19 protein-coding genes and 2 pseudogenes are annotated in these 26,133 nt (G+C 41.8%); 8 read left to right on the top strand and 13 right to left on the bottom strand.

Going from position 1 to position 26,133, the window contains the following annotated elements:
* The first annotated feature begins 34 nt into the window (after positions 1-34).
* From bioB to HW278_RS09205, 6 genes are all read left to right on the top strand, one after another.
* Positions 35-1,162, top strand: coding sequence for a biotin synthase BioB (gene bioB / locus HW278_RS09180; RefSeq protein WP_178977613.1), 1,128 nt, complete (start codon positions 35-37; stop codon positions 1,160-1,162).
* A 150-nt stretch (positions 1,163-1,312) separates the two neighbouring features.
* Positions 1,313-1,576: a hypothetical protein gene (locus tag HW278_RS09185; RefSeq protein WP_002675485.1), complete on the top strand. Its 264-nt coding sequence runs from the start codon at positions 1,313-1,315 to the stop codon at positions 1,574-1,576.
* Positions 1,548-1,841, top strand: a complete 294-nt coding sequence (locus HW278_RS09190) for a type II toxin-antitoxin system RelE/ParE family toxin (RefSeq protein WP_002675487.1) — start codon at positions 1,548-1,550, stop codon at positions 1,839-1,841. Before HW278_RS09185 ends, HW278_RS09190 begins: the two co-directional genes overlap by 29 nt.
* A 53-nt stretch (positions 1,842-1,894) precedes the next feature.
* Positions 1,895-2,122 (top strand): DUF3820 family protein, encoded by a 228-nt coding sequence (locus tag HW278_RS09195; RefSeq protein ID WP_002675489.1) that lies wholly within the window; start codon positions 1,895-1,897, stop codon positions 2,120-2,122.
* Positions 2,103-2,612 (top strand): gamma carbonic anhydrase family protein, encoded by a 510-nt coding sequence (locus HW278_RS09200; RefSeq protein ID WP_178977614.1) that lies wholly within the window; start codon positions 2,103-2,105, stop codon positions 2,610-2,612. Before HW278_RS09195 ends, HW278_RS09200 begins: the two co-directional genes overlap by 20 nt.
* 344 nt (positions 2,613-2,956) lie before the next feature.
* Positions 2,957-3,484: a DUF3575 domain-containing protein gene (locus HW278_RS09205; RefSeq protein WP_178977615.1), complete on the top strand. Its 528-nt coding sequence runs from the start codon at positions 2,957-2,959 to the stop codon at positions 3,482-3,484.
* A gap of 67 nt (positions 3,485-3,551) precedes the next feature.
* Here HW278_RS09205 and HW278_RS09210 read toward each other — a convergent pair whose 3' ends face one another.
* Both HW278_RS09210 and HW278_RS09215 read right to left on the bottom strand, forming a co-directional pair.
* On the bottom strand, positions 3,552-4,367 hold the full coding sequence (locus HW278_RS09210) for a 2,3,4,5-tetrahydropyridine-2,6-dicarboxylate N-succinyltransferase (protein ID WP_126370516.1): 816 nt from the start codon (positions 4,365-4,367) through the stop codon (positions 3,552-3,554).
* Between the two features lie 11 nt (positions 4,368-4,378).
* Positions 4,379-7,014: pseudogene (locus HW278_RS09215) on the bottom strand (valine--tRNA ligase).
* Between the two features lie 424 nt (positions 7,015-7,438).
* On the opposite strand from HW278_RS09215, the gene HW278_RS09220 reads away from it, so the two are divergent.
* Positions 7,439-9,070 carry a C45 family autoproteolytic acyltransferase/hydolase gene (locus tag HW278_RS09220; RefSeq protein WP_178977616.1) on the top strand — a complete coding sequence of 544 codons (1,632 nt, stop codon included), beginning with the start codon at positions 7,439-7,441 and terminating at the stop codon, positions 9,068-9,070.
* A gap of 505 nt (positions 9,071-9,575) precedes the next feature.
* Here the strand turns inward: HW278_RS09220 and HW278_RS09225 are convergent.
* Positions 9,576-10,799 carry an exonuclease SbcCD subunit D gene (locus HW278_RS09225; protein WP_178977617.1) on the bottom strand — a complete coding sequence of 408 codons (1,224 nt, stop codon included), beginning with the start codon at positions 10,797-10,799 and terminating at the stop codon, positions 9,576-9,578.
* A 64-nt stretch (positions 10,800-10,863) separates the two neighbouring features.
* Between HW278_RS09225 and HW278_RS09230 the strand changes: the two genes are divergently transcribed.
* The gene (locus HW278_RS09230; protein WP_178977618.1) at positions 10,864-12,030 is read left to right on the top strand and encodes a class I SAM-dependent RNA methyltransferase; all 1,167 of its coding nucleotides are present in this window, start codon (positions 10,864-10,866) and stop codon (positions 12,028-12,030) included.
* A 4-nt stretch (positions 12,031-12,034) separates the two neighbouring features.
* On the opposite strand, the gene HW278_RS09235 is transcribed toward HW278_RS09230, so the two are convergent.
* The 10 genes and pseudogenes from HW278_RS09235 to HW278_RS09280 form a co-directional block, all read right to left on the bottom strand.
* Positions 12,035-12,796 (bottom strand): hypothetical protein, encoded by a 762-nt coding sequence (locus HW278_RS09235; RefSeq protein ID WP_178977619.1) that lies wholly within the window; start codon positions 12,794-12,796, stop codon positions 12,035-12,037.
* 5 nt (positions 12,797-12,801) lie between these two features.
* Positions 12,802-13,338: a c-type cytochrome gene (locus tag HW278_RS09240; protein WP_178977620.1), complete on the bottom strand. Its 537-nt coding sequence runs from the start codon at positions 13,336-13,338 to the stop codon at positions 12,802-12,804.
* A 10-nt stretch (positions 13,339-13,348) separates the two neighbouring features.
* Positions 13,349-15,159 (bottom strand): annotated as a pseudogene (locus HW278_RS09245) (quinol:electron acceptor oxidoreductase subunit ActD).
* Positions 15,140-17,071: a family 20 glycosylhydrolase gene (locus HW278_RS09250; protein ID WP_178977621.1), complete on the bottom strand. Its 1,932-nt coding sequence runs from the start codon at positions 17,069-17,071 to the stop codon at positions 15,140-15,142. The pseudogene HW278_RS09245 and the gene HW278_RS09250 overlap by 20 nt, the downstream one beginning before the upstream one ends.
* A gap of 5 nt (positions 17,072-17,076) precedes the next feature.
* A complete protein-coding gene (locus HW278_RS09255; RefSeq protein ID WP_178978001.1) occupies positions 17,077-19,977 on the bottom strand; it encodes a 4Fe-4S dicluster domain-containing protein in 2,901 nt (966 codons plus the stop codon).
* Positions 19,978-20,000: 23 nt separating this feature from the next.
* Positions 20,001-20,702, bottom strand: coding sequence for a cytochrome c3 family protein (locus HW278_RS09260; protein WP_178977622.1), 702 nt, complete (start codon positions 20,700-20,702; stop codon positions 20,001-20,003).
* Between the two features lie 30 nt (positions 20,703-20,732).
* Positions 20,733-21,317 (bottom strand): dephospho-CoA kinase, encoded by a 585-nt coding sequence (coaE, locus tag HW278_RS09265; RefSeq protein WP_178977623.1) that lies wholly within the window; start codon positions 21,315-21,317, stop codon positions 20,733-20,735.
* Positions 21,314-22,246, bottom strand: coding sequence for a YbbR-like domain-containing protein (locus HW278_RS09270; protein WP_178977624.1), 933 nt, complete (start codon positions 22,244-22,246; stop codon positions 21,314-21,316). Before HW278_RS09270 ends, coaE begins: the two co-directional genes overlap by 4 nt.
* A gap of 197 nt (positions 22,247-22,443) precedes the next feature.
* Positions 22,444-23,283 (bottom strand): prephenate dehydrogenase, encoded by an 840-nt coding sequence (locus HW278_RS09275; RefSeq protein WP_178977625.1) that lies wholly within the window; start codon positions 23,281-23,283, stop codon positions 22,444-22,446.
* Positions 23,284-23,290: 7 nt separating this feature from the next.
* Complete coding sequence (locus tag HW278_RS09280; RefSeq protein WP_178977626.1) at positions 23,291-25,639, bottom strand: hypothetical protein; 2,349 nt, start codon at positions 25,637-25,639, stop codon at positions 23,291-23,293.
* Positions 25,640-26,133: the final 494 nt, after the last annotated feature.

The following is a 26,133-nucleotide window of genomic DNA, read 5'->3' on the forward strand; positions in this document are numbered from 1 at the left end:
TTGTATCTTTGCCCCCGAAATAAAGAAAAGAACTATGTGCGAAAATCAACATACGTGTGGCTGTAGCAATGCCGAAACCCGTCATAATTGGACGAAAGAAGAAATAATGGCTATTTACAATAAACCCTTAATGGAGTTGCTCTACGAAGCCGCTACTGTGCACCGTAAATATCACGACCCTAACTCGGTACAAGTCTCTACACTACTCTCTATTAAAACCGGAGGTTGCTCCGAGGATTGTGCTTACTGTCCGCAATCGGCGCGTTACGAAACCGAAGTAAAGATAGAAAACGCCGATATGATGAGTGTTACTCACGTAAAAGCCCAAGCCCTTCGTGCTAAATCAGCAGGAGCTTCACGTGTGTGTATGGGGGCAGCGTGGCGTAACGTAAAAGATGGTCCCGAATTTGAACAGGTGCTCGAAATGGTGCGTACTATCAATAAGCTGGATATGGAAGTGTGCTGTACACTCGGTATGCTTACCGAAAACCAAGCCAAACGTTTGGCGGAAGCAGGCTTGTATGCTTACAATCACAACCTCGATACGTCAGAAGAATACTACAAAGAAATCATTTCTACCCGTAGTTATGACGACCGCCTCAAAACGATTGACAACGTGCGCAAAACCAATATTACTGTGTGCAGTGGAGGGATTATTGGTATGGGTGAATCACTCGAAGACCGCGCCGGAATGCTCGTAGCGCTCTCAACGCTCAATCCACAACCCGAGTCGGTACCTATTAATGCCTTAGTGCCCGTAGAAGGAACGCCTTTGGAAGACTGTGAGCCCGTAGATATCTTCGAGATGGTGCGTATGGTAGCTACCGCGCGTATCGTGATGCCACAATCGCAAGTGCGCCTTTCTGCAGGTCGTACCCAAATGAGCCAAGAAGGACAAGCTCTCTGTTTCTTTGCGGGAGCCAACTCTATCTTCGCAGGCGATAAGCTCCTCACTACTCCTAACCCCGATATCAATGAGGATATGCAAATGCTCGGCGTACTTGGTATGCGTATTCAGAAACCTTTTGAAACGCATCCACAACCTCAAACGGTAGAAGCAGCCGACTCTCAATATCACTCCTTAGGCGAAAACCCTAAATGGACGCGCCCTAACCATAAAATAGAGCGCAACGAAGAAAAAAGAGTACGAGCTACACACTAATATCACAATTGCTTTGCGAATTTAGGCCCTACACTTTGCCAAAGTTTCTTGCCAGAGTGGCTCTTATCTTTGACGAAGTTGAAAAATCGCCTAATTAATTCACAGATTTGTTAATTTACAAAGAAATAGACAACTTTTAATTGTTAAACTATGGATACAACCACATTAAAAATAACTTTTAATCCCACAGAATTATCCATATTTCAACCATTGTTTGATAAGTTTAAACTAAAAACAACAGTTGTAGAAAGAGCAGATGATTTTAGTGAGCTTACTGAAGAAGACCTTAGAAGTTTAGCTCTTTCAGAAGAACAATCAAGATTAGGAATGTTAGTGGATAGTTCTGAAGTACACAGAAGAGCTACAGAACGAAGAAGACAACGTTATGAAAGTAAAGTGGACTCAAGAAGCTGAAAGAAATTATAACGATACACTTGATTATTGGGACGAAAGAAATGGTAGTTTTTCTTATTCCGATAAAATTACTAAGGCTTTGATAGATTTAGAAAAGGAGATTTCAATAGATCCGTATGCCTTATCGTATTATAACAAAGACCTAAATATTTATAGGCGAACTATTCTAAAAGGAAAGTTTCTTGTTTATTACAAAGTTGATAAAGAAAAAAATATAATAGAAATACGCCATTTTAGAAGTTCTAAACAGAAACCTTTGTTCTAAATTGCCTGATTAATTCAAAAATTTCCTAATCTGCTAATTTTCTAATTTTCTCTATGAACTCCGAAATTCTCAAAGAAATCATCACAACCCCAATGCCCTATGGCAAGTACAAGGGTACTATGATTGCTGATTTGCCTTCCTATTACCTCGAGTGGTTCAGTACTCAAGGATTTCCTAAAGGGAAGTTAGGAATGCTATTGGCTACTACTTTCGAGATAAAAACTAATGGTCTACAAGAGATAATCGATAAACTAAAAGAATATGTTAGTCAAGAAAGTTAACGGAAAGCAACCTACCTTTGGGGAAGGTTGCTTTTTTGCTGAAAATGCTACTCTTACCGGTGATGTGCACTTAGGCGACTGCTGTACGGTGTGGTATAATGCGGTTATTCGTGGCGATGTAAACACTATTTGCATAGGTGATGACACCAATATCCAAGATGGTGTAGTGATTCACGCTACCTATCAAACACACCCTACAACCATTGGTAATCGTGTATCCATAGGGCATAACGCTATTGTACACGGCTGTACTATCGAAGATGATGTGCTTATAGGTATGGGAAGCATCGTAATGGACGGATGTGTGGTAGAAAGCCATAGCATTGTAGCTGCTGGAGCCGTAGTACCTCCTAATACCCATATAGAAAAAGGGAGTCTTTATGCTGGCGTTCCTGCTAAAAAACTCAAAAATATTACCGATGAACAGAGGACTCTCATCGAGCGAACTGCCCTAAACTATCCCAAATATGCAAGTTGGATAGAAAAATAGAGAATATGCTATATGTTGATTATCAGTATTAAGCATATGTTATTTAAAATTATTCTACTATTTATTTGGATGTATTCAAAATAATATATACCTTTGCCCCACTATTAGTAAAGGAATATAATAGTAGTAAAGTCTTTATATTTCGTTTGCGATTCCTTGTGAAGTCTGTATTCTTTTTTAGTGTTTTTAATAGTTGTTACCTTTTCTTCACAAGTGAATTAGTTAGTTTTACATATAAAAGTCCAGTGTGCTACACACTGGACTTTTTTTGATTTTACAGTATTATTTTTGTGTATTAGCATAAAAGTAGTATCTTTGCCATTATTTTTAAACTAAGAAAACCGATGAAAAAAATTATTGTAGCTGTAATGCTTATGTTTTTCTCAGCAAAAACATTTGCCCAAAGTGATTTTCCTCAACATCAAGTAAACTTGAATATCTTGAATGTTATATGGTTAGCTTCTGTAGAGTTAGGTTATGAACATTACATAGCTCCTAATCAGTCTATCGAAGGAACTATTTTCTTTAACGACCGCTTTTCTGTATTCCCTAGAAAAAAAGGAGAAAAGTACAGAGCTACTAGTATTCAAATAGGATATAACTATTATTTTGAAGAAGACGGAGGCACAGGGCTCTATGTAAATCCTTTTATCAAACAACGTTTTGGAACATTCTCTGAAGATGGAGTAAAAACGCGTTTGGATAGTTTTATCTTAGGTGTAGGGGCAGGTTACCAATGGAATCTCGACGATACCTTTATCATCGCTCCTTTTGCAAATATTGCACGAAACTTTGGTAAACAAGTTAATGAAAATAAGAAGTTCTGGGCTATCGAACCTAACTTTGGTATTAAGATAGGATATAAATTCTAAATCTATTATCTATTAAAAAGGCTACCTTTGGGGTAGCCTTTTCTATTTTATATCCTCATCACTTTTCTTATACAGAAACTCCATATTCTCTAAGGGCATCATTTAGTGAAGTTTTCTTATCGGTTGAGGCTTTACGCTGCCCGATGATAAGGGCACAAGGCACTTGGTAATCTCCAGCAGGGAAGTGCTTGGTGTAACTACCAGGAATCACTACTGAGCGTTCAGGTACATAGCCTTTCAGTTCCTTAGGTTCATTACCCGTTACATCAATGATTTTAGTAGAGGCTGTAAGCACTACATTAGCACCAAGTACCGCTTCTTTGCCTACGCGTACTCCTTCTACCAAGATACAACGCGACCCGATGAAAGCCCCGTCTTCTACTATCACAGGAGCTGCTTGCAAGGGTTCTAATACCCCCCCTACACCTACGCCACCACTCAGGTGCACGTGCTTGCCTATTTGGGCACAACTACCCACAGTAGCCCACGTATCTACCATTGTACCTTCGTCTACATACGCCCCTATATTCACATAGCTGGGCATCAGTATAGCTCCTTTGGCAATAAAAGCACCACGACGTGCTACAGCAGGTGGTACTACGCGCACTCCTTTCTCGTCGTAGTTGTGTTTGAGCGGAATCTTATCGTGGAACTCAAAGATGCCCACCTCTACAGGTTTCATATTTTGGATAGGGAAGTAAAGCACTACAGCTTTTTTCACCCATTCGTTTACTTTCCAGCCATCGGCAGTAGGCTCTGCCACTCGCAACTGACCTAAATCTAAGAGGTGAATCACCTCACGGATAGTCTGTTGTACAATTTCCTCACGAAGCAGAGAGCGATTTTCCCACGCTTCATCTATCATTTGTTTTAAGTGTTCCATTTATCTAATTATCAATTGTTAATTGCTTTTATCGCTTTTTCAAGTGTTTCAATTTTCGCTAACGCATCAGCTTCTTTTTTGCGCTCGTTATCTACTACTTGAGCAGGCGCTGAGTTTACGAATTTCTCATTAGAAAGTTTCTTGCGTACCGATGCTAAAAAGCCTTGTGTATAGGTGAGTTCCTCTTGTAGTTTTTTAAGTTCCTCTTCTACATTTACAGCCCCCCGATAGGAATAAAGTATTCATTAGCTTTTACGCGGAAAGACATTGCCCCCTCTATAGCTGTACTCACTTCGGTAATAGCCTCAAGTCCGCCCATTTTGCTAAGTACCACATCAAAACGGTTGCTCATTTGCTCTTTGTTTAGTACCGAAAGGCTAAGCGGTGTTTTGAAAGGTATATTCTTTTCTTTGCGTACCGTGCGGATACCTGCTATCACTTCGGCAGCAAAATCAAATTCTGCCAATAGTTTTTCGTCGTACGGCTGTACGGTGGGGTAGGTAGCCACGATAAGGGCTTGTTCAGGGGTACGAGGTGCTAAACTTTGCCATATTTCCTCGGTAAGGAATGGCATAAAGGGGTGAAGGAGTTTTAGTAAATTCTCAAAAGCGATTACCACGCCCTCGTAAGTGGCTTTGTCCATTGGTTTGCCGTATTCGGGTTTTACCATTTCTAAAAGCCACGCACAGAAGTCGTCCCAGGCGAGTTTATAAATTGCCATTAGGGCATCGGAGATGCGATATTTCTCAAAATGGTCTTCTACTTCGGTGAGTACTGCGTTGAACTTCGCTTCAAACCATTGCAAAGCGAGCTGAGCGGCAGCAGGTTGTGCTACCGATCCATCCACTTGCCACCCTTTTACCAATTGGAAAGCATTCCACAATTTGTTGCCAAATCCTTTTCCTTGCTGACAAAGGGCTTCGTCAAACAGCAAGTCATTACCTGCTGCCGATGAGAGCAAGAGCCCCACGCGCACGCCATCAGCACCGTAATCAGCGATGAGTTTGAGTGCATCGGGTGAGTTGCCTAAGGATTTAGACATCTTGCGGCGTTGCTTGTCGCGTACCAATCCGGTAAGATACACATTGCTAAACGGACGCTCACCTTTGTACTCATAACCTGCTACTATCATTCGGGTTACCCAGAAGAAAAGGATATCAGGTCCCGTTACCAAATCGTTGGTAGGGTAATAATACTCAATTTCAGGATTATTAGGCTCTAAAATACCGTTGAACACACTCATTGGCCATAACCAAGACGAGAACCAAGTATCGAGGACATCTTCATCTTGTCGCAAATCAGCTTCGGTAAGCTGTGCGTTGCCACTCTTTTCTTTAGCTAACACAAGGGCTTCTGCCTTAGTTTCAGCTACTACAAATTGGTCTTTGCCCTCGCCGTAGTAGTAAGCAGGAATTTGTTGTCCCCACCACAACTGGCGTGAGATATTCCAATCGCGTACGTTTTCTACCCAATGGCGATAAGTATTCTCGAATTTCTTAGGATATAGTTTGATGCTTTCGTCTTCCAATACCGCCTTGATAGCGGGTTGGATAAGGGTATCCATTTTTAGGAACCACTGGTCGGAAAGGCGGGGTTCTATCACGGCTTTGGTACGCTCGGATGTTCCCACTTTGTTAGTATAGGTCTCTTTTTTAGCGAGTAAGTCTTTTTCTTCTAATTCGGCTACTATCTCTTTGCGCACCACAAAGCGGTCTTTGCCAGCATAGTGCAAGCCGTAGCTATTAAGGGTTGCATCATCATTAAAGATATCAATGACTTCTAACTGATGTTTGTCGCCCAAAACCTTGTCGTTAGGGTCGTGGGCAGGGGTTACTTTCAGGCAACCTGTACCAAATTCCATATCTACATACTCATCTTCGATAATAGGAATTACGCGGTTGCAGATAGGTATAATCGCTTTTTTGCCTTTCAGGTGTTGCCAACGCTCATCGTTAGGGTTGATGCAGATAGCCGTATCGCCAAAAATGGTTTCAGGGCGGGTAGTAGCAATGATAAGGTACTCATTCGTCCCCTCGATTTGATATTTCAAATGATACAAAAATCCTTGACGTTCTTCATAAATCACTTCCTCGTCAGAAAGGGTGGTTTTAGCCTCTGGATCCCAGTTCACCATACGATGTCCGCGGTATATCTGTCCTTTGTTGTACAAATCCACAAACACTTTGATAACCGAAGCCGAAAGCTCCTCGTCCATAGTGAATTTAGTGCGCTCCCAGTCGCAAGAGCAACCCAATTTTTTGAGTTGTTCGAGAATCACCCCACCGTATTGGTGTGTCCATTCCCACGCGTGTACAAGGAACTCCTCGCGAGTGAGGTCGGATTTCTTAATGCCTTGTTCTTTGAGTTTTGCCACCACTTTGGCTTCTGTTGCAATAGAAGCGTGGTCAGTACCTGGTACCCAGCAAGCATTGAAGCCTTTAAGGCGTGCACGACGAATAAGTACATCTTGAATGGTGTTGTTGAGCATATGCCCCATATGGAGCACCCCTGTAACGTTAGGGGGCGGAATCACAATGGTATAGGGCGTACGCTCATCGGGGGTTGAGTGAAAATAGTTGTGGGCAAGCCAATAGGCATACCATTTTTCTTCTAAATCAGTAGGGTTGTATTTTTTGGGTTCTGTCATATGTGCTAATTTGCCAATTTCTATTCTGACTGCAAAAGTAGTAAAAAAATACCAATTACCAATTTTTAAACTACTTTTGCTCTGTATTACTTTCTTTTTACCTCTGTCTTACTTTGGGTTATTTAACTGTTTTTAACAATTCACTTTTAGCTCTTAATCATTAATAATCAACTCTTTGTATACCCTTTCTATAACAATCGTCCAACATTCGTATAAGCTTCCTATAAGCTTTCTATAAGCTAAGTATACTCTCCCGCTACCTTCGACTATCTCCGATATTCTCCGAATCCGTACGAATTTTTACTGTATGCTCAGAAAACTACAATTTTCGCATTTCTGGTATTATTGGCATTATTGGCATTTTGGGTATTAAAAAATTATCCCTATTTTTGCACCTTAATCAGCAGTTCGAAGAATCGGCAAAATGAAAAAACTCTTACTTCTTACTTTTTACCTCCTGCTCACCTCTTGCGGTATTTTCTACAAGAAAATCATTCCGCCTGAGGTAACCTATCCGTACCAGAAACCTCAAATTACTGCACTAAATGATACGTTGCGGTATTTTCAGGATAACTATATTGCAAAAAATCAACAAGGCTTGTGGGAGCTCTACCTTTCAGGAAATCCCTATCAGTTAGGGCTCAATTCGGGTGCACTTACTGAGCCTTTGTATCACCGTCAGGACAGTCTGCTCTTTGTCAAACTCAATCAGTTTGTGCCTTCACAGCGCAAACAGCGTTTTTTGCGCAAGTTCGTCAAGTGGTTCAATCGAGATATTAATAATTGTGTGATACCCCCTTTCCAGCAAGAACTCTGGGGACAAGCGCAGTACTCCGATACGATTTTTAACTACATAGCCCCTGCTTATCAGCGTACCCTTTACCTACATTCGGCTCACGATTTAGGGCACGCTTTGCAAGACTTGATGCTCGTAGGCTGTTCTTCATTAGCAGTTTGGGGCGATAAAACCGAAGATGGTCAACTCCTCATAGGGCGCAATTTCGATTTTTATCTCTCCGATGACTTTGCTACTGAAAAGGTAGTGCGATTTGTGCGCCCTGAGGAAGGCATTCCTTTTATGAGTTACGCTTGGGGCGGAATGATAGGTGTGCTCTCGGGTATGAATCTCGAAGGTCTTACGGTTACTATCAATGCGGGAAAGTCGTCTATTCCGCTGAAAGCTCGCACCCCTATTTCGCTCCTCTGCCGTGAAATCTTGCAGTACGCCAAAAATATCGATGAGGCGATTGCTATTGCTAAAAAGCGAAAGGTATTCGTGTCCGAAGCTATAATGGTGGGGAGTGCTACCGACGGCAAGGCAGTAATCATCGAGGTATCACCCAAAAAGTTTGGGGTGTACGAAGCTCCTAATGCAGTGCTTTGCGCCAATCATTTCCAAAGTGAAGTGTACAAGAAAGATAAGAAGAATCTCAAACAGATACGCACTTCGCATTCAGCGTATAGATATGCTAAAATGCAGGAGTTCCTAACAGAAGAACCTAAGCTAAACCCCTCTAAAATAGCTACACTCCTCCGCAGTACCGAAGGCTTACACGCCGATTCCATAGGCTATGGCAATGAGAAAGCACTCAACCAGCTATTGGCACATCACGCAGTAATTTTTAAACCTCAAGAACGCTTGGTATGGGTATCGACAGCTCCTTATCAGTTGGGCACTTTTGTAGCCTATGATTTGAAGCAGATATTTGCTACCAAAGTTTATCCGTCGCACAGCCCTTATCCTCAAACTTCCTTAAATATTCCGCCCGACCCTTTTATGTACACCCAAGCGTTTAAGGATTACGAAGCGTATAGGGTATTAGAGCAACAGATAGAAACACATTTGCGCGAACATACCCCTATTGTAATAGATGAAGTAAAGCCTATAACAAGTCTCAATCCGCATTATTGGAAAGCCTATTACTTATTAGGGCGAGCTTATCAAACACAAGGTAACAAAGAAACCGCACACCAGCTCTTCCAAAAAGCCCTCCAATGCGAAATACCGTATAGTGAAGAACGAGAAAAGATTCAAAAGTTAGTCAATAAAAATTAGTAATGTGAATCAAGGTTTGAGAAATGATTGTCTCTGATTTACAATTTCATAGTCGTTTTTGCGTCACATCTCTCCCTTTGGAGGAAGCCAGCGAAAGCTGGGTATGTGTAAGGGGGGGAGGTTTATAATCAATAAGTTAATTCACCCTGCTGTTTATTTGTTTGATTTTTTTAAGATTTGTAATATTTGTGTAGCGTAAGCTACACTTTTAATTAGCATCAGTTTGGTATATATAACACTGATTTACAGTTGTGTTTACATTATAATCAGTAAAATCTAAGCAACTCGTTGCTAAAATCCGTGCACTTTTGTTCTATAATATTGAAATCAATCGGGGTCTAAATCCGCGCAATCCGTGCAATCTGTGCGAGATTTTAAAGTAGCGAAGTAACCTATTTGTTTGATTTTTTTAAGATTTGTAATATTTCTGTAGCGTAAGCTACACTTTTCTTACATCAAACTCACATCAATTAACCATTAATCATTAACCATTAACCATTAACCATTAATCAGTCGCTTTCTCCATTGCTTCATCAAACAAAGGTTTATAGAATTCAGGCAGTTCTTTTTGGAATTTATTTTGGTAAACCCTTTGTAGTACCTCATAAGGTTGCAGGTCGTTTAAAGTAATTTCCTTTTGCAAAGTTTCTTTTGTAGTGTTTTGTTGCTGTTGGTAGCGCACATCTATACGCGCCAAACGCACGTGTTTATGAGCGATAGCTTTCAGTATGCTGTTTTTGAGTTCAGGAGCAGGTTCGTTTAGTAATACTTTTACTTCTAAATAAGGGGCAGGAGTATGAGTAGTTCCCTTAGGTAAAGAAGCCAAAGCATTCAGCACTTCTTTTACCGGTAGGGGTCGCTCAGGCACGCTTAACATAGGAGTATGCAACGGAATGGGGACAGTTTTAATATCCTGTACACGTCCTTCTTTTAATGAAAAAGCTACCACTTGATGCTGATAATGCTTTTCTGAAAATGATAAGGGTATAGGGCTTCCTGAGTAGCGTATATGAGTTTTACCACCTAAGGCTTGAGCTTTGTGAATATGTCCCAAAGCAATGTATTGTAACACGTTAGGAAAACTGGTTGGTTTGAAGCCTTCCATTCCCCCAATAATAGGACGCTCAGCCGTGTCCTCATCGCTGAGTTCTGCTCCCAAAGCGTGCAGATGTCCCATAGCAATCAGTGGTTTCCCTTTGGCAATAGTCAAAGCCTTTTCCGTAATTTCACGGTAGAAAGCCTCCACCCCTTGAGTATAATCGGGGTTAGTAGCTTCATTTTTAGGAGTATCCCCTAAGCGGAGAAAAGGCACGGCAAGGCAGTAAGCTATTACTTCCCCATTTTCGTAAAGCGGAATAATAAGACGCTTGTAATCTATCTCTCTCTGTTCATTTCTTTTCACATATCCCACCAAATGCACTTGTGTATCTTCCAGGAGTGGTTGGGGCATTTCAAGGCGTACAGGCGAATCGTGATTACCCGCAATAGCTATAATTTGCAGTTGGGGGAAGCGCTCAGTTGCTTGATGAAGAAAATGATAAAACTGCTTTACCGATGCCACTGCAGGGTTAGCAGTATCAAACACATCACCACTGATAAGTAAAACATCAGTATGTTGTTCTTCAATAATTTGCAAAAGATTATCCAAGAAATATTGATGTTCGTTATAGCGGTCGTATTGGTAAAACGTTTGTCCTAAGTGCCAATCGGCAGTATGTAGCAAGTTCATTTTTCAGTTATTTATTTTCTCAAATGGCAAAAATAATGTATATTTGCCATATTTTTGTATACTAATGGAAAATAATTATAAAATGGTAGCCAAAACTTTCTTTGGCTTTGAAGATATTTTAGCTGATGAATTGCGCAATTTAGGGGCTATGCACGTAACCAAAGGCGTTCGCAGTGTACAGTTTGAAGGCGATAAAGGCTTTATGTATAAGGCGAACCTCTGCTTGCGTACCGCTTTAAAAATACTGAAACCTATTGCTTCTTTTTATGTGCGTAACGAGAAAGAATATTACCAAAAACTCTATAACTTCAATTGGCAAACCTACCTAAGAGTAGACCAGACCTTCGCTGTTACAGCCACCTTACAAACCGAACTTTTTAATCACTCTCAATACGTGGCTTTAAAAGCCAAAGATGCCATTGCTGATGCTTTTCGCAATGCCACAGGTCGTCGTCCCAATGTAGATGTACTACACCCCGATTTGGAGATACATATTCATATTCAGCGCAACGAAGTAATTGTGTCACTCGATAGTTCGGGCAATTCACTGCATCAGCGCGGGTATCGTACAGCTACCAATATAGCTCCTATCAACGAGGTGCTTGCTGCCGGTATCCTACTACTCAGCGGTTGGCAAGGGCAGTGTGATTTCTTAGACCCTATGTGTGGTAGTGGTACTTTTTTGATAGAAGCAGCTATGATAGCTTGTAATATTCCAGCCAATGTACACCGAAAAGAGTTCGCTTTTGAACGTTGGAACGATTTTGATGAAGACCTCTTTAATCTTATCTTTGGCAGTTGTATTAAAAAAATACGAGAGTTTCACCACCAAATTGTAGGATATGATAAAGCACCCTCAGCAGTAGCCAAAGCCAAAGATAACTTAAAAAACGCCGACTTATCTGAGTACATTCAAGTATTCCAAAAAGACTTTTTTGCTACTGAAAAAGAAGATAAACAGCAACCATTACATATGGTGTTCAACCCACCTTACAATGAGCGCCTACAAACCGATGTAGAACAGCTTTACTCATCGATAGGCAACACTCTTAAACATCATTACCCCAATACCGATGCGTGGTTCATCACTTCTAATTTAGAAGGTATAAAATATGTAGGATTGCGTCCTTCAAGAAAAATAAAACTCTTTAATGGCAAATTAGAAAGCCGATTGCTACAATATAAGATGTACGAAGGAAGTAAGAAAGCTAAAAAACAAGCCGAAGAGTAAAGTTCTATTTTACAAACGGCATTACCATTAGATAGAAGTTGAGGTATTGCCCTAATAATATAAGGATAGCTGTTCCAAAAAGGAGCAGCTTTTTTTGTTTGGCTTTGGAGGAAAGCAAGATGAGAAAAGGTAGCGCAAAACTGGGAATGAGCATTGCTACAATAGCCTCTCCATAGCCTTTGCTGAGAAGAGTTTGGTAATAAACAGTTTCTTCAGGAATATTGGCGTACCATATCAGCATATATTGTGAGAACCACAAATACGCCCAAAAAATAGAGAATCCAAAGAGGTATTTCCCTAAATCAGAATAGTGTTCTGGCTTGCTAAATAAGGTAATGAGGGCAATGCCAGAGAGTAGAAAACTGCTGAGCAATTGCCACGCAAAGAGGGTGCTGTGCCATTCGGGAGTAAGACTCAAAAACCAATCCCACGCCATTGGAGTTTCGGTAAGAAAGAAAAGGACTAAGAATAGTACGTGAGGCGTTAAAGTCTTAAACTTTTTTAAAGTATAACGATACCCCACCCATACTGCCATATAGCCCACAGTACGCAACAGAAAAAAAGTTTCGCGATGCACTATATACAGCACTCCCAACAAAACTAATAACACTAGCCACAAAGGTGTTGTGATACGCTTCATTATAGGGTATAAATCGGTTACCCATTCCGCGTGCGTGACTTTGTTGATAGCATAGAATACCAATACCCCTACCAACGTAAGCGCTACAAACAATACAATTGAATATGTTAAAAACAATATGCTCATACTTCTTATCTCTTATCTCTTAGCTGTTCAACGTACATTGCTACTTGCCAGCGTTCTTTCTCACTCAGCTGATTAGCAAAAGCGGGCATTGTATTGCGTCCGTAGTAGAGCACGTGATAAATACTGCCTTCGGTGAGTTCTCTGCTCTTGTAGTTGGGAACGCCTAAAATCTTCTCCCGTTGTACTAAAACTCCTTTGCCGTCGCCTTTCTCACCGTGACAGAGCACGCAATAGATGCCGTAAAGTGCTTTGCCATTGGTTAGGTTTTGAGTTTGTTGTAGGGTATCAGTTGCTAAAGGGTTGTGCAATTGAGCTTTGGCTTGCTCATAACCTTCAATAGTATTGGGGTAGCTATAGGGCAACTCACCTCTTTTCACAGTGTGTTCAGGAGGAGAGAGCGGAGCAACTTCATAAGTTTTATAAGCAGGACTTTCGTACATATCGGGCATAAACTCAATATTGCGCTCTTGTTTGTTCCTACAACCAACTACCAATAATATTATTAGCAATAAATACTTTATATAGTTTTTAAAATGTTTCATTTCTTACCTCTTACTTCTTATCTCTTACCTGAATTACAAATTTATCATCACTACTTTTCTTTATAGGATTTTCAGCTTTTTTGAAAGGATATAACCTACTTCTGATAAAGAAACTAATCACCAATAGATGCGCTGCAAAATATACAACCAACTCGAATATTACCGGTACAAAAGCGGGGAGGTTTTGCCAGAAAGTGGCATTAGGCTTTCCACCAATATCCATTGGCCAGTCTTTTATCATTGTGAAATAGGTGAGCCAACAACCGAAAAAGAAGCCTATGAGTCCGTATAGAAAAGTGGCTTTGCCTAAGCGAGTACGTTTCAGCTCTAAGGCTTCGGCTAAACCGTGTACATAAAAAGGCGTATATACTTCTTGAATTTCCTTCCCTTCTGATTTTAATTCTTTTATTTTATCTAAAAGTTCTTCCGGAGAGGTAAGAGTTAAGAGATAAGAGTTAAGAGACTCCTGCCTGCTAACATCTGTCCCCTGATACCTAAGACCTGACACCTGAGACCTACCCCCTTTCACCTCAGCTTGTGCAATCATCGGGAAGCTCCTTGCATATAATAAGAACAACAAAAAGAAGAACCCCAAAGTGCCTACAAATATTCCTATATCCACCCACGTAGGACTGAACATCGTCCACGATGAAGGCAGATAACCGCGGTGTAGTGAGGTAACGATAATCACAAAACGCTCGAACCACATCCCCACACATACTACCAAAGCAACGCATACTGAAAAGGTAATACTACGGCGTAACTTTTTGAACCATAGCAATTGAGGGAGGACAATATTGCAAATAATCATCGTCCAGAATGCCCACGCATAATCACCTGTAGCACGATTTATGAAGATGTATTTTTCAAATTCTGAATGAGAACGCATTGCCATAAAAAACTCGGTGAGGTAAGCAACCGCTACAATACTACCTGCGACTAACATCACGGTATTCATCAGCTCAATGTGTTTGAGGGTGATATAGGCTTCTAACTTACATACTTTGCGCAAGATAATAAGTAGCAGGCTCACCATTGCAAACCCCGAAAAGATAGCCCCTGCAACAAAGTAGGGCGGGAAAATAGTAGTGTGCCAGCCAGAGACCACCGAAGTAGCAAAATCAAAAGAGACGATAGTATGCACTGAAATGACTAACGGAGTGGCAATACCTGCCAAGAGCAACATTGTTTCTTCCATACGTTGCCAATCTTTGGCACGCCCGCTCCACCCAAAGCTCAGCAAGCTGTAAATCTTCTTCTGAAAAGGCTTGAGAGCACGGTCACGCAACATCGCAAAATCGGGGAGTAAGCCCACCCACCAAAAAACTAAAGATACCGAAAAGTAGGTAGCAATAGCAAAAACATCCCATAACAAAGGCGAGTTGAAATTGTCCCACAACGAGCCGTATTGGTTGGGAATAGGCAAGTTGAAATGCAACAACCACGGTCTGCCTAAATGCAGTATCGGGAAGATACTCGCTTGTAGCACCGCAAAGATAGTCATCGCCTCAGCCGAGCGATTGATAGCCACCCGCCACTGTTGGCGAAAGAGCAACAGTACTGCCGAGATGAGTGTCCCCGCGTGCCCGATACCTATCCACCACACAAAGTTAGTGATGTCCCACGCCCAGCCTACATTCTTGTTGAGCCCCCACGCGCCTATGCCGTCGCGCAAGGTTACCCATATTGCCCACACCCCCAGAGGGTTGCAAGAAGGGTAATGCCAAAGGCAATCCACCACGCGCGAGAAGCACGACCTTCGATGGGGCGTGCTATATCTTCACTGATGGTATGATAGGATTTATCGTTGAGTATCTGCATAAATAAGATTTTTTACAGCGTCTTTGCCGTCGGGGGTTACGAACACACAAGTGAATTGCCATTTCACCAATCGCACTTCGGGGGTATAGAAAGCACCCACAGGTAGCTTGAGCAACACTTTATTCCATCCCTTGTTGAGGGTAACTTGTAAAGGAGGACGCACTTGAAAATTTTCGTTAGTAAGAGGTATTTCGTTAGAGAGTTCTCTGTGAGTTGATTCCCATATAGGAGGAGAGAGTTCAGTATTGTTTAGCCAAATTTTGCTCTCCTTGTAATCCCATTTGCCTTGTGGCGGGGGAAGATCTTTTTCCGACCGACTGTAATCTTGAAAACTTACCCATAAACCAACCTGCTGTTCTTCGGGTGAATATACATAAGTGTACGCATAAGCAGTGTGGTTGGGCTGAGGGTTTTTATAAAAAGCAGGAACAAGTTCCCCCCAAGTATGTCGCAAATAAATGCCAGCCCCTATGGCTTTATGGGTATGATAAGTTTTTCCTTCATAGGAGTAGCTTTCTTTTAAAGCTTTCTCAGGCGGAAAGGATTGAGCAAGGTTGCCATTGTTAGGGAAGGCATCGGTAATGCGCCAAACTACTTTGGTTTGAGGTACATAGGCAAAGGGTTCGGCAGTAAAGTGATGGGTTTTATGCCAACACATACGCCTTTCAAAATCAGCAAACTGCCGGAATATAGGGTCGCTGGTATCAGTAGGGAGCATAGTGCCTTTGCCATCAAAATATTCGCTACCTCCTCCTTTCCAAGAGCGTTCGGCTAAGGCGAGCATCGCAGGATAGAAATTGTTTTGAATGAAAATATTTCGCTCTCCTTTGATATAGCGGTCATTCCACAACCCTATAATAGCTCCCGCGTGCTCATCGTCGCCTTGGGGTACATTTAAAATTCTGCTGTTGTAGAGGGCAACTAAATCAGCAAAAGCATCGAAATGATTGATGTAGTGAAATTTACTATCGATAGCGGGGATGCCTTTTTGTGCTTTACCGCGATAACTCCACAGTTGGGTCATATCTATTTCACCTGCTTTATATTGCCACCCAGGATTCCACGAAATCACTTTTTTGCCTTTATGGCGCAGGTAAGCCACCATTTCGGGTACAAATTGCGGATTGCTAAAAACTACTTCATCAGTGCCTATGTGAATATAAGGAACATCAAAATTTTCGACTACCTCATCCAATAGCTCTTTGAGAATTGCTATTCCTTTTTCCGACTGCATAGCTACCCCAAAAGCCTTTTCAAAAGCGCGACTGTGTCCAGGCATATCAATTTCGGGAATGAGCAATACATTGTGTTCTTTACAGAAAGAGACTAACTCTTTGGCTTCTTGGAGGGTATAGTATTGGGCAGGCATACGATCATAGTTAGAGGGGGCATTGAGCTCAGGATAGCGCAAACTCTGCAAACGCCACCCTTGGTTTTCGGTAAGATGCCAATGAAATACATTGATTTTGTACTGCGAAAGTAGTGCTATTTCTCTTTTCAACTCCTCCAAACTCATAAAGGTGCGCCCCACATCTTGCATAAAACCGCGTACTCTAAAAGCAGGATAATCAATGATTTTGCACCCTTCGTAATAGGCTTTATTGCTTTTGGTAACCAAAAGTTGTTTTAGGGTTTGTTTTGCCCAATATACGCCTTTCCCACTGATCGCCCGAATGAGGATATAATTTTTGGTAACTTCTAACATATACCCTTCTTCTTTATTGACGGGAATTTCGGGCAAATCGGCTACTCTTTCTACAATAATGAGCGGGCGCGTTTCTGCCGATGCTACCTTGTAGCGTTGCCCATTGGGGATTACTTGTTGTGGCTCAGGCAACAAGTGGTCTATCCCTGCATAAAGCACATAAGGAGAAACACACCAAAAGTATATCAAAAATATGTAAAACTTCATAAATTCTAATTCCTAACTTTCACTTGATACACCACATTAGGGTCGGTGTTGAGCTCAGCTAAAAGCTGATACATACGCTCACTGGCACTGAGTTGGGCTATTTTGCTTCCTTCTTCGTTGGCATCGCCAAATACCATAGCTCCTGTATTACAAGCAGCGGCACAAGCTACTACATTGTTAAACTCTCCTGGCGCGACCGTACGACCTTCTCTTTTGGCTTTTAGTATTACCGCTTGGGTGTTCTGGATACAGAGGGAGCACTTTTCCATTACCCCTCGCGAACGTACTGTTACATCGGGGTTGAGCACCATACGCCCTATTTCGTTGTTCATATTGTAGTTGAACTGCTTGTTTTCACTATACTGAAACCAGTTGAACCTACGCACTTTATAGGGGCAGTTATTGGCGCAATAGCGCGTGCCTACACAGCGATTGTAAGCCATTTGGTTTTGTCCTTGCTGTCCGTGAGTGGTAGCGATTACGGGACAAACAGTCTCACAAGGGGCATTATTACAATGCTGACACATCACGGGCTGAAAACCAACATACCTTTGTTCGTCTTCTCTTGATTCATAACGATCAATGCGTAACCAGTGCATATCGCGCGAGCGACGCACTTCTTCTTTGCCTACTACTGGCACATTGTTTTCGGCGTGGCAAGCGATCACACAAGCCGCACAACCCGTGCAAGCATTCAGGTCGATAGAGAGTTTAAAGTGATGTGGGGTAGTAGGGTCTTTCTTGGTTTTAGGAGGTTGAGGATTCCACACTTTGGCAGAGGAGTTTAAGAAAGTATCTAAACTGATTTCTTTGAGGATATTTTTACGCCCTACCAATTCATTTTGCAGTTGCAAGCAGGCAAATTCGTGTGTGCCGTCTGCTTTTTCTATCTGTACACCTTGGGTCTTACGATGGTCTTTATAAAGAGGGAAGGCATTTACGCCTATTTGCATTTCGGCTTGTATGCCTGCCTTGCGCCCATAACCTAAGGCAAGCCCCACACTACCTTGCGCTTGTTCAGGAGTGATAAGTACGGGAACGATGATACTTTTGCCGTTAGCACTCACTTTCGCCTGATGCCCGTCCAAAGCACCATCAGCAGTATGCCAATTCTCAATATTTAGACGCTGAGCATCGCTGGGGTGCATCGTGAGGAAGTTATCCCACGTAGTGCGGTGGATAGGGTCGGGGAGCTCTTGTAGCCAAGGATTGTTAGCCTGCTGCCCGTCTCCCAAAGCGGTGCTGGTATAGAGGCTGAGTTCAAAAGGTGTTTCTACTAATTCTCTGGGAAGTACTGTACCTATTAGCCTTAAAGTTTCCTCACGTGTGAGGATCATAGGCGGTTTCCTCAGTGAAGGGATTTTTTCTTCTTTCGGCAACTCAAAAGATTTTATATCTTCTTTTACAAAAGTGCCATCGTGTAGGGCTTGTTCCCAAGAAAATCCTTTTAAGATATGGGCTTCCCAATGAGCTTTGATAAAATCGTAATAGCTTTCATTGTCTCCTATCCATTGTAAGAAACAGTCTTGCCATTGTTTGGTGTTGAAAAGTGGACGTATACAAGGCTGCATCAGTCCGTAGTGCCCATATTTAAATTCTACATCGCCCCACGACTCTAAATAATGCGGTTGAGGTGCCCAAAAGGTCGTTTGTTGTGCGGTTTCATCAGCGCGCATCGCAAAAGATACCGAAAAAGGTACTTTCTTCAAGCCAGCGGCAAACACTTCGGCATTAGGCAAACTGTATAAGGGGTTGAGATTGTTGATGAAGAGGGCACCTACCTTGCCTTCGTTCATATCGATGAGTAGCTGTTGTAGAGCATTAACATTACCTTTACGGGTAAGCACGGGAGTTTGAAGCAAGAAAGCTTCACTTTGGAGATGTTCATTGATAGCAAAAGCGATTAATTGAGCTTCAACGCTATCAATACCTGTTACTATTAAGGCTTTGCTACCCGCTTTTTTGAGTTCGGAAGCTATTTTCTTTATTTTGTCTTCAATAGTAACTTTATTCTCCTCTTTTTCTATAATATAGGTTGGGAAATGAAATTGTTCATTCTCCTCAAAACCTTTTAGGTATTGGAAACAGTAAGCTAATGCTTTTTTCACTTGGTCAAGAGTGAGTGCGATACGCTCATCGGCATTAGCGCCTGTAAGGCTGAGGTTGGCTTCTAACTGAATATGGCGCGACATTCCGTTTGCTTTGCTGGGGATACGCCCTTGCGCATAGCCTGCTTCATAGCCTCCACCATTCCAATCGCCCAAGAAATCGGCATCAAAAGAAACGATGAGCTTTGCCTTGCTGAAATCGTAATCGGGCATCGCGCGCAGTCCACAACGTTTTTCAAAAGCTCTGAGAGTAGCATCTTCTGATATGGTATCGTATTCTACGAGTTTAAAGGTAGGGTATTTTTCTTTTAATAGTTCTACAAGAGCATAACTCGACGGACTAGCGAGTGTTTGACTGAGCATCACAATTTGCTTTCCTTCAGCTTTTGCTTTCTCTAAAGCTGTAATGGCTTTAGTATCTAGCTGTTGCCACAATTCCCCTCCTTGGGAGAGGGTAGGGGAGGGGTTTCTATTTTCATCGTATAAACTCAATACCGATGCCAATATCCTTGCATTCACTGCTCCTCCTGCTTTGGCTTCGGGGTTGCGCAATACAGCAATGGGTCGCCCTTCGCGAGTTTTCACTAGTACGCTGGCAAAGTCAAAACCATCGGCGATGCAAGTAGCATAATAATTGGCTTCACCTGCTACAATGCTTTCGGGCTGTATTACATACGGAATCGTTTTGTGTACCGCCCCTTCGCAACCTGCTAATGCTGCCACCGCTGTAGAAAAACCTAAGAATTTTAGGAAATCCCGCCGTGATGTTGGTATGTTATGTATGGACTCTTTAGTCATTTGTAACTCGTAATTCGTAATTATTAATAGTGGCATTTTGCACATTCTAAGCCTCCCATTTCGGCAACGGTTAGTTTGCTAACATTTAGCTTTTTAGCCAAAGCCTTGTGCACTTCTTCATAGTGTTGATAATAAGGGTTGTTAGCATTCACAGGCATTTGGCGGTGGCAGTTTATACACCACCCCATCGTAAGAGGAGCGTACTGGTGTACCACCTCCATTTGTTGTACTTCGCCGTGGCATTTCTGACATTCCAATCCACCTACAGCTACGTGCTGACTGTGATTGAAATAAGTAAAGTCGGGGAGTTTGTGAATGCGTATCCACTGCACCCCTTTAGGAGTGCCCGTATAGCGAAATTTCTGCTCGTCCCAGCCCACTGCTTCGTATAATTTCTTGATTTCTTTGGTGTAAAATTCTTTAGTGTAACCATTGGCGAGATCCTCCTCACCTTCATATTCCGAAATGGTATTATGGCAACCCATACATACATTGAGTGAGGGTACGCCTGCTACTGCCGAAGTCCGCGCCCCTGAGTGGCAATATTTACAATCGATTTGGTTATCACCTGCGTGAATTTTGTGAGAGAAGTGAATAGGCTGTATAGGTTCATAACCCTCATCTACCCCTATCTGCATCAGAAAGGCGTAAAGAGCGTAGGTAATGCCTAAAAAGGCAACGATAAGGGTTGATATAATGATAATCTTTTTCAATTGATAATTCATAATTGACAATTGACAAATAATGCCGTTGCGTTACAAACTTTGGCAAAGTTGAAAATGTATCCTCCTTACTTCTTTTTTTGCGTTTTCTAAATCGATGTTCTCAATCACTGCATTTGAAAGGGCAATGCGCTCGGCATCACTCCATTGTTGTGCCATACGCGCGCGCACTTGGGCTTCGGTGCAATGGTCGCGTGCCATCACACGGGCAATGCGCACCTCCTCAGGGGCTGTAACCGTGATGATATAATCACAATCCTTATAGCTTCCACTCTCAAAAAGGATAGCGGCTTCTTTCAGTACATAGGGCGAAGTTTGCTTCTTTGCCCACTGTTTAAAATATTTTGCAAGGGCAGGATGTACAATACCGTTGAGTATCGCTAATTTCTCAGGATTGTTAAATACAATTTGAGCGATATAAGTGCGGTTATATTCTCCATTTTGGTAAGCCTCCTCACCAAAAGCAGCGATAATGCGTTTCTTTACCTGCGCATTGTTAGCGATGAGCGCTTTAGCTTGTTCATCAGAATTGAATACCGCGATACCTAAGGCAGCAAATGCTTTGGATATCGTGCTCTTGCCACTACCAATACCTCCTGTGAGTCCTACTACCATCATTCTTTGCGTATTAGAAAATCAACGGAGGTCTCTTTCATAAAAGCTACCTTTATGCGTCGTTTATGAGTATTGAGTTGTAGTGGTATATGGTTGTCGATTGCTTCGCACAAATCAGCAGTTACTTCTATATCGTTAGGAGTAAGGGTCTTTAAGATACTCAATTCACCTGTACAAAGTACACTCACTTCGTCGGGGAAGACTTTTACTTGACTCTCTTTCGGTACGCCCATCACTTTCACAGGTACGCGCAATTCCTGCTCGCTCACCTTATCGACAAAGGCTTGCATCACAATTTTATGAGCGTTATAGTGTACCCAAGGAGTGCTTTTGAGCGTATAAGTTTCACCGAAATTGTCTTTTAGCGGACGTTTGTGTCGGTATTGGAAAGTTACTTGTGTGAGCGTATCTATCACTTTTTGGCTACCTGAAGCTACTACCGAATCGGGTAAGAGGCGCAATTCCGTAAGTTGGTATTCTTTAGGGAATTCCACGTTTAAGTGTACTACTACGGGTATTTTTTTTGTGTGTTTGGGTACTAAGTATAGTTGTAGAGTATCGGAGACTACCGAGCGTATTCTGAAATTCGATAGGTAGGTATTGCTGAGCTTGTCCTTACTGCTTTTAGAGAGTGTATAGAAGTGTTCGCCCACTTCTTGTAAATCGGAGAAATCTACGGTGAGGGTAGCATTTTGTCGGTAGGATTTCAGAAGAGAAAAGCCATTGCCTTCTACTGTTATTCTCACGTAGTTAGGAGCAGAGGGTAGAAATACCTTGTCGGCTGGCAGATTGATAACCGTTACTGGTACCGATAATTCTCTGATAAGATTTTTAGAGAGTTTCTTCAGCGACCAAATGAATACCGAGAGCAACAGGCATATCACAAAAGTGAGGTTGCGACGATTAGTGAAAAAGAGGCGAAATGGCTTCATAATTAGGTAAAGGGTAAATTTTGGCACAAAGGTATAAACTTTTATTGAGAGCGCAAAATAATACTTATTAATACTTTAATGCGGTATATACCTATTATTAGAAAAGTATATACCTGTGAGGTCAGCGGTATATATCTATCACTAAACGGGTATATACACGTTATGGCTCGCATATATACCCGTTTGGTATTAGAATACTATTTGAGTATTTTCCTAATATAATTGGCTTCGTGGATACTTTGGGTAAGGGCTTCGGATTGTTCAGTTTCGATGAGGGTTCTGAAAGCTTCTAAATTCTTGATATATTCATTGAGGGCTTTTAGCACGTTGTCCTTGTTCTCCAAAAAGATAGGACACCACATCTGAGCGTCACTTTTTGCCAAACGCACCGTAGAGGCGAAACCTGTACTGGCTAAATCGAAGATTTGAGCTTCGTCTTTTTCTATCTCTAAAACGGTTTTGCCTAGCATAAACGAACTTACGTGTGAGAGGTGTGATACATAGGCAGTGTGCAAGTCGTGGTCAGAAGGTTGCATCATCTTCACACGCATATTAAGGGCTTTTACAATACTTAACGCACGGTCAAGCAGTTGCCAATTGCTTTTTTCTACTTCACAAAGTGCCATTACTTTCCCATCGAAGAGGTTGTAAAGAGCTGCCTCAGGTCCTGAATGCTCGGTACCTGCCATAGGGTGCGCTGCTACAAAATTTTGCCTATGGGGGTGCGTAGCTACTACCTCGCAGATGTGACCTTTTACAGAACCTGCGTCCATTACTAATGTGTGCTCGCCTACTTTATTGAGCACCTCTATAAGTACTTCGCCTATATGGTTCACGGGTACTGCTATGAGCACGAGGTCGGCATCGGTGAGATGGTTGTAACCCGTACTTTCATCGATGATGCCTAAGGCTAAGGCTTTTTCTATATGATTAGGGTTTAGGTCGATACCAGCAATGTGGTAGCCCAAACGTTTTTTTAATTCTAAGGCAAAGGAACCTCCTATGAGACCTAAGCCTATGATGACTGCTTTTTTCAATTCGATATTAATTAGCTAATTGTCTCATAGTGTAGAGCACCAATTCAGTGGGTGATTTTTCAGTAACTATCCAAATAGATTTATCTAAATCTACGTCTATTGCAATGGGGGATACTGATTCTACGGGAAAGTCTTTTAACAATTTTCCTTTTTCGTCGTATAAATAGGCTTTTTTGGTGTTTTGTTCGTTTACTGAGACGTAGTTGATGCCACGAATGCGGAACTGTTTAGGACGTTCATATTTACCTTCGGGAAGTTCAATCCGTTGCCCGCCTATGGTGAGTATATTGGCTGAAAGAGAGGTAAGTGCATAACGATTACCTTCCCAATAAAAGGGTTCTACCAGCGATGGATTTGTGCGATTCATTCCTCCTTTCTCATCGATAGAAATAAGGTTACCTTCTTGAGTGGTGAACATAAACAAGTTATTGAATACCAAAGGAGGATTGTTAGAGAAACGATAGTTACCCTTTACTGTTATTCTGTTTTCACCGTTGCGGTGCAAGATATTAAAGATACCATTATCGGAAGGGTAGATAAGATAGTCTTTGCCATTGAAACGGTAATGCTTAGGAGTAAACAAAGGTTTTCCATTGGTGCGCTGTAAGAAGCCTTTCACTTGTTGTCCTTTTCTGTCTAACAGGTGCAAGATATTGTTTTCGGCAAAGAGGAAGCGGTATTCGCGATTGCTATCGTAATCGAACACCTCCAAAGGTGTGATAGGGTTTTGATATTTTAGAGGGAAAGGCTCTACCACATTGCCGTTGCGGTCAATAATCCAGATAGACTTTTCGGTAGTGAAAGCCATTTGCAAGAAGCCGTTTTTAAATAAATCGACCTGGTAAATAGGGCTTTGTATCTTTCCGTCTAAGCGTTTTTTCCACAAGAGAGAACCGTTGTTACCTATCAGATATAAATCGTTATTGGTGTCTTGCACGGCTATTTCGAGTTGTTTGGTGCGGTGGTTTAAGAGAATGGTAGGAGGGATAACCATTTGGTCGTCTAACGTAAGGCGGAAACGTTCTTTCATCTCATCGGAAAGAGTGCTTTCAGTTTGTTTTTGACTGATGAAATTGAGCACGTAATAGTCGTTTTGAGGGGTTTGTTGGAATACTGCCCAGCGATAGTTTTCGGCTATATAAGGATATTTACTGCTAAAAGCGGTGTTGTCATAAAGATTTGTGAGCCGTGTAACACTCACGTTGGAAGCGCTGTTTTGTTCTAACCAATCGTAAGATTTATTGGCTGAAAGCACATTGCCTCGTTGCATATCGTTGATTACTGAGGTAAGAAGGTCTTTGGTGGTAGTAAACACGAGGAACTTTTCATACACTCCGACGTATTTAGGGACAAACTGAGGTACAAAAGCCGTGAAAAAATCCATTGGGAGGTCGGGGTTTAGTTCGTACATAGAGAAGTTGTGCTGAAAGTCTTCTGAGAGTACGGGCAACTGTTTGATGGTCTCATCTACATCAAAAGAAGAGGCGACAGCAAATTGACCTTCGGGGGTTTGAGCGAAAGCTACCCCATTGATAGAGGTTTTAAACGGATTATTGGTGGCTGTACTATCGTTTTGAGCGAGTTTATCGCCGTCGTCGAAAGTATAAGAAACGAGTGAACGCAAGCGCGCGGGAAGTACGTTTAACACATTGTTTTGATAGGGCAGGGTGTGTGCCATTATATCGGCATTGGCATTGGCAATGAGTGCCATACCGCTAAAACGTATGTTGTTTTCTTCTAAGAAAAGGTCGAGAGAGACCCAATCTTTTACATTTTGCAATATCTCAGTTCCGAAAAACGATTTGAAGTAAGCATTTGCTTCGTCTTTTTGGAAGAAAAGAGTGGCAACGCATTCGGTATTACCTACTTTTTGGAGTTGTTCCAAAGACTGTTGCCGTGGTGTTTTAGTTTCTTGTTTCAGTTGTTGATAAGCCGAAACAGTCTCGGAATCGCCTATAACCAAGTTGTTATCGGCTATGGTGTAAAACCATTCTTTACCAAACTGAGCTTGTTTTTGGATTTGAGTATCGGCATTGCGCCAAAAACTAATAGTATCGTTACTAATACGGGGAGTTATGGCAAAGAAATGACCTTCGGTATCAAAAGCTACCCACAAGTTATCATCGGTGGGAATGCTATTAAGGAGTTTTACCTCGTGTGGGCGCAACTGATGAGGATTGTGCGTTTTCCAAAAGGTATTGTTAGCAATGGCACTGAGGAAGTTGTCTTTATCGTTGATGCGGAAAAGCATTTGCGTATTATCGGGGAAGAGCAAGGGTGTTACCTCCTCTTTCTTCTCTTTGGAATCGCAGGCGAGCAGGGATAAAAACAGCGTTATGTAAAAAAGAATGCGCATAATTAAGATGTTTCAATGAAAGCAGTGTAATATGCAATGAAGTGCAAAGGTAGGAAAAAATTTTTTAATACCAAAAATGCTGATAATGGCAATAATAGTAATTTAACTTTGGCAAAGTTTAAAACTTTGCCAAAGTTTGAGATGAAAAAGCGACGTATTGGGGAGATTAGGAGGAGACGGAAGATATCGGAGGGGAACGAAAGAGAGCTGAGAGGAATTTTGATGGAAAAAGGCTATTAGGAGGGTGGGGTTAGCTTATAGAGAGCTTATAGGAAGCTTATACGAATCTTGGACGATTGGTATAGAAAGGGTATATAAATAATTGATTAATAACACTATACAACAGCGCTAAAAATGTTAAAAATGGGGTTTCGAGACGAAAGAAAGAGGAATAGGAGATAGGCCTTAGGCCATAGGCACTAGGGGGGAGTATGACGGAAAGGAGAAGGGATAATTAGGGAATTAGCAAATTAGAAAATTAGTAAATGGGGAAG

The organism is Capnocytophaga sp. oral taxon 902, assembly GCF_013394735.1.
GTDB classification, from domain to species: domain Bacteria; phylum Bacteroidota; class Bacteroidia; order Flavobacteriales; family Flavobacteriaceae; genus Capnocytophaga; species Capnocytophaga ochracea.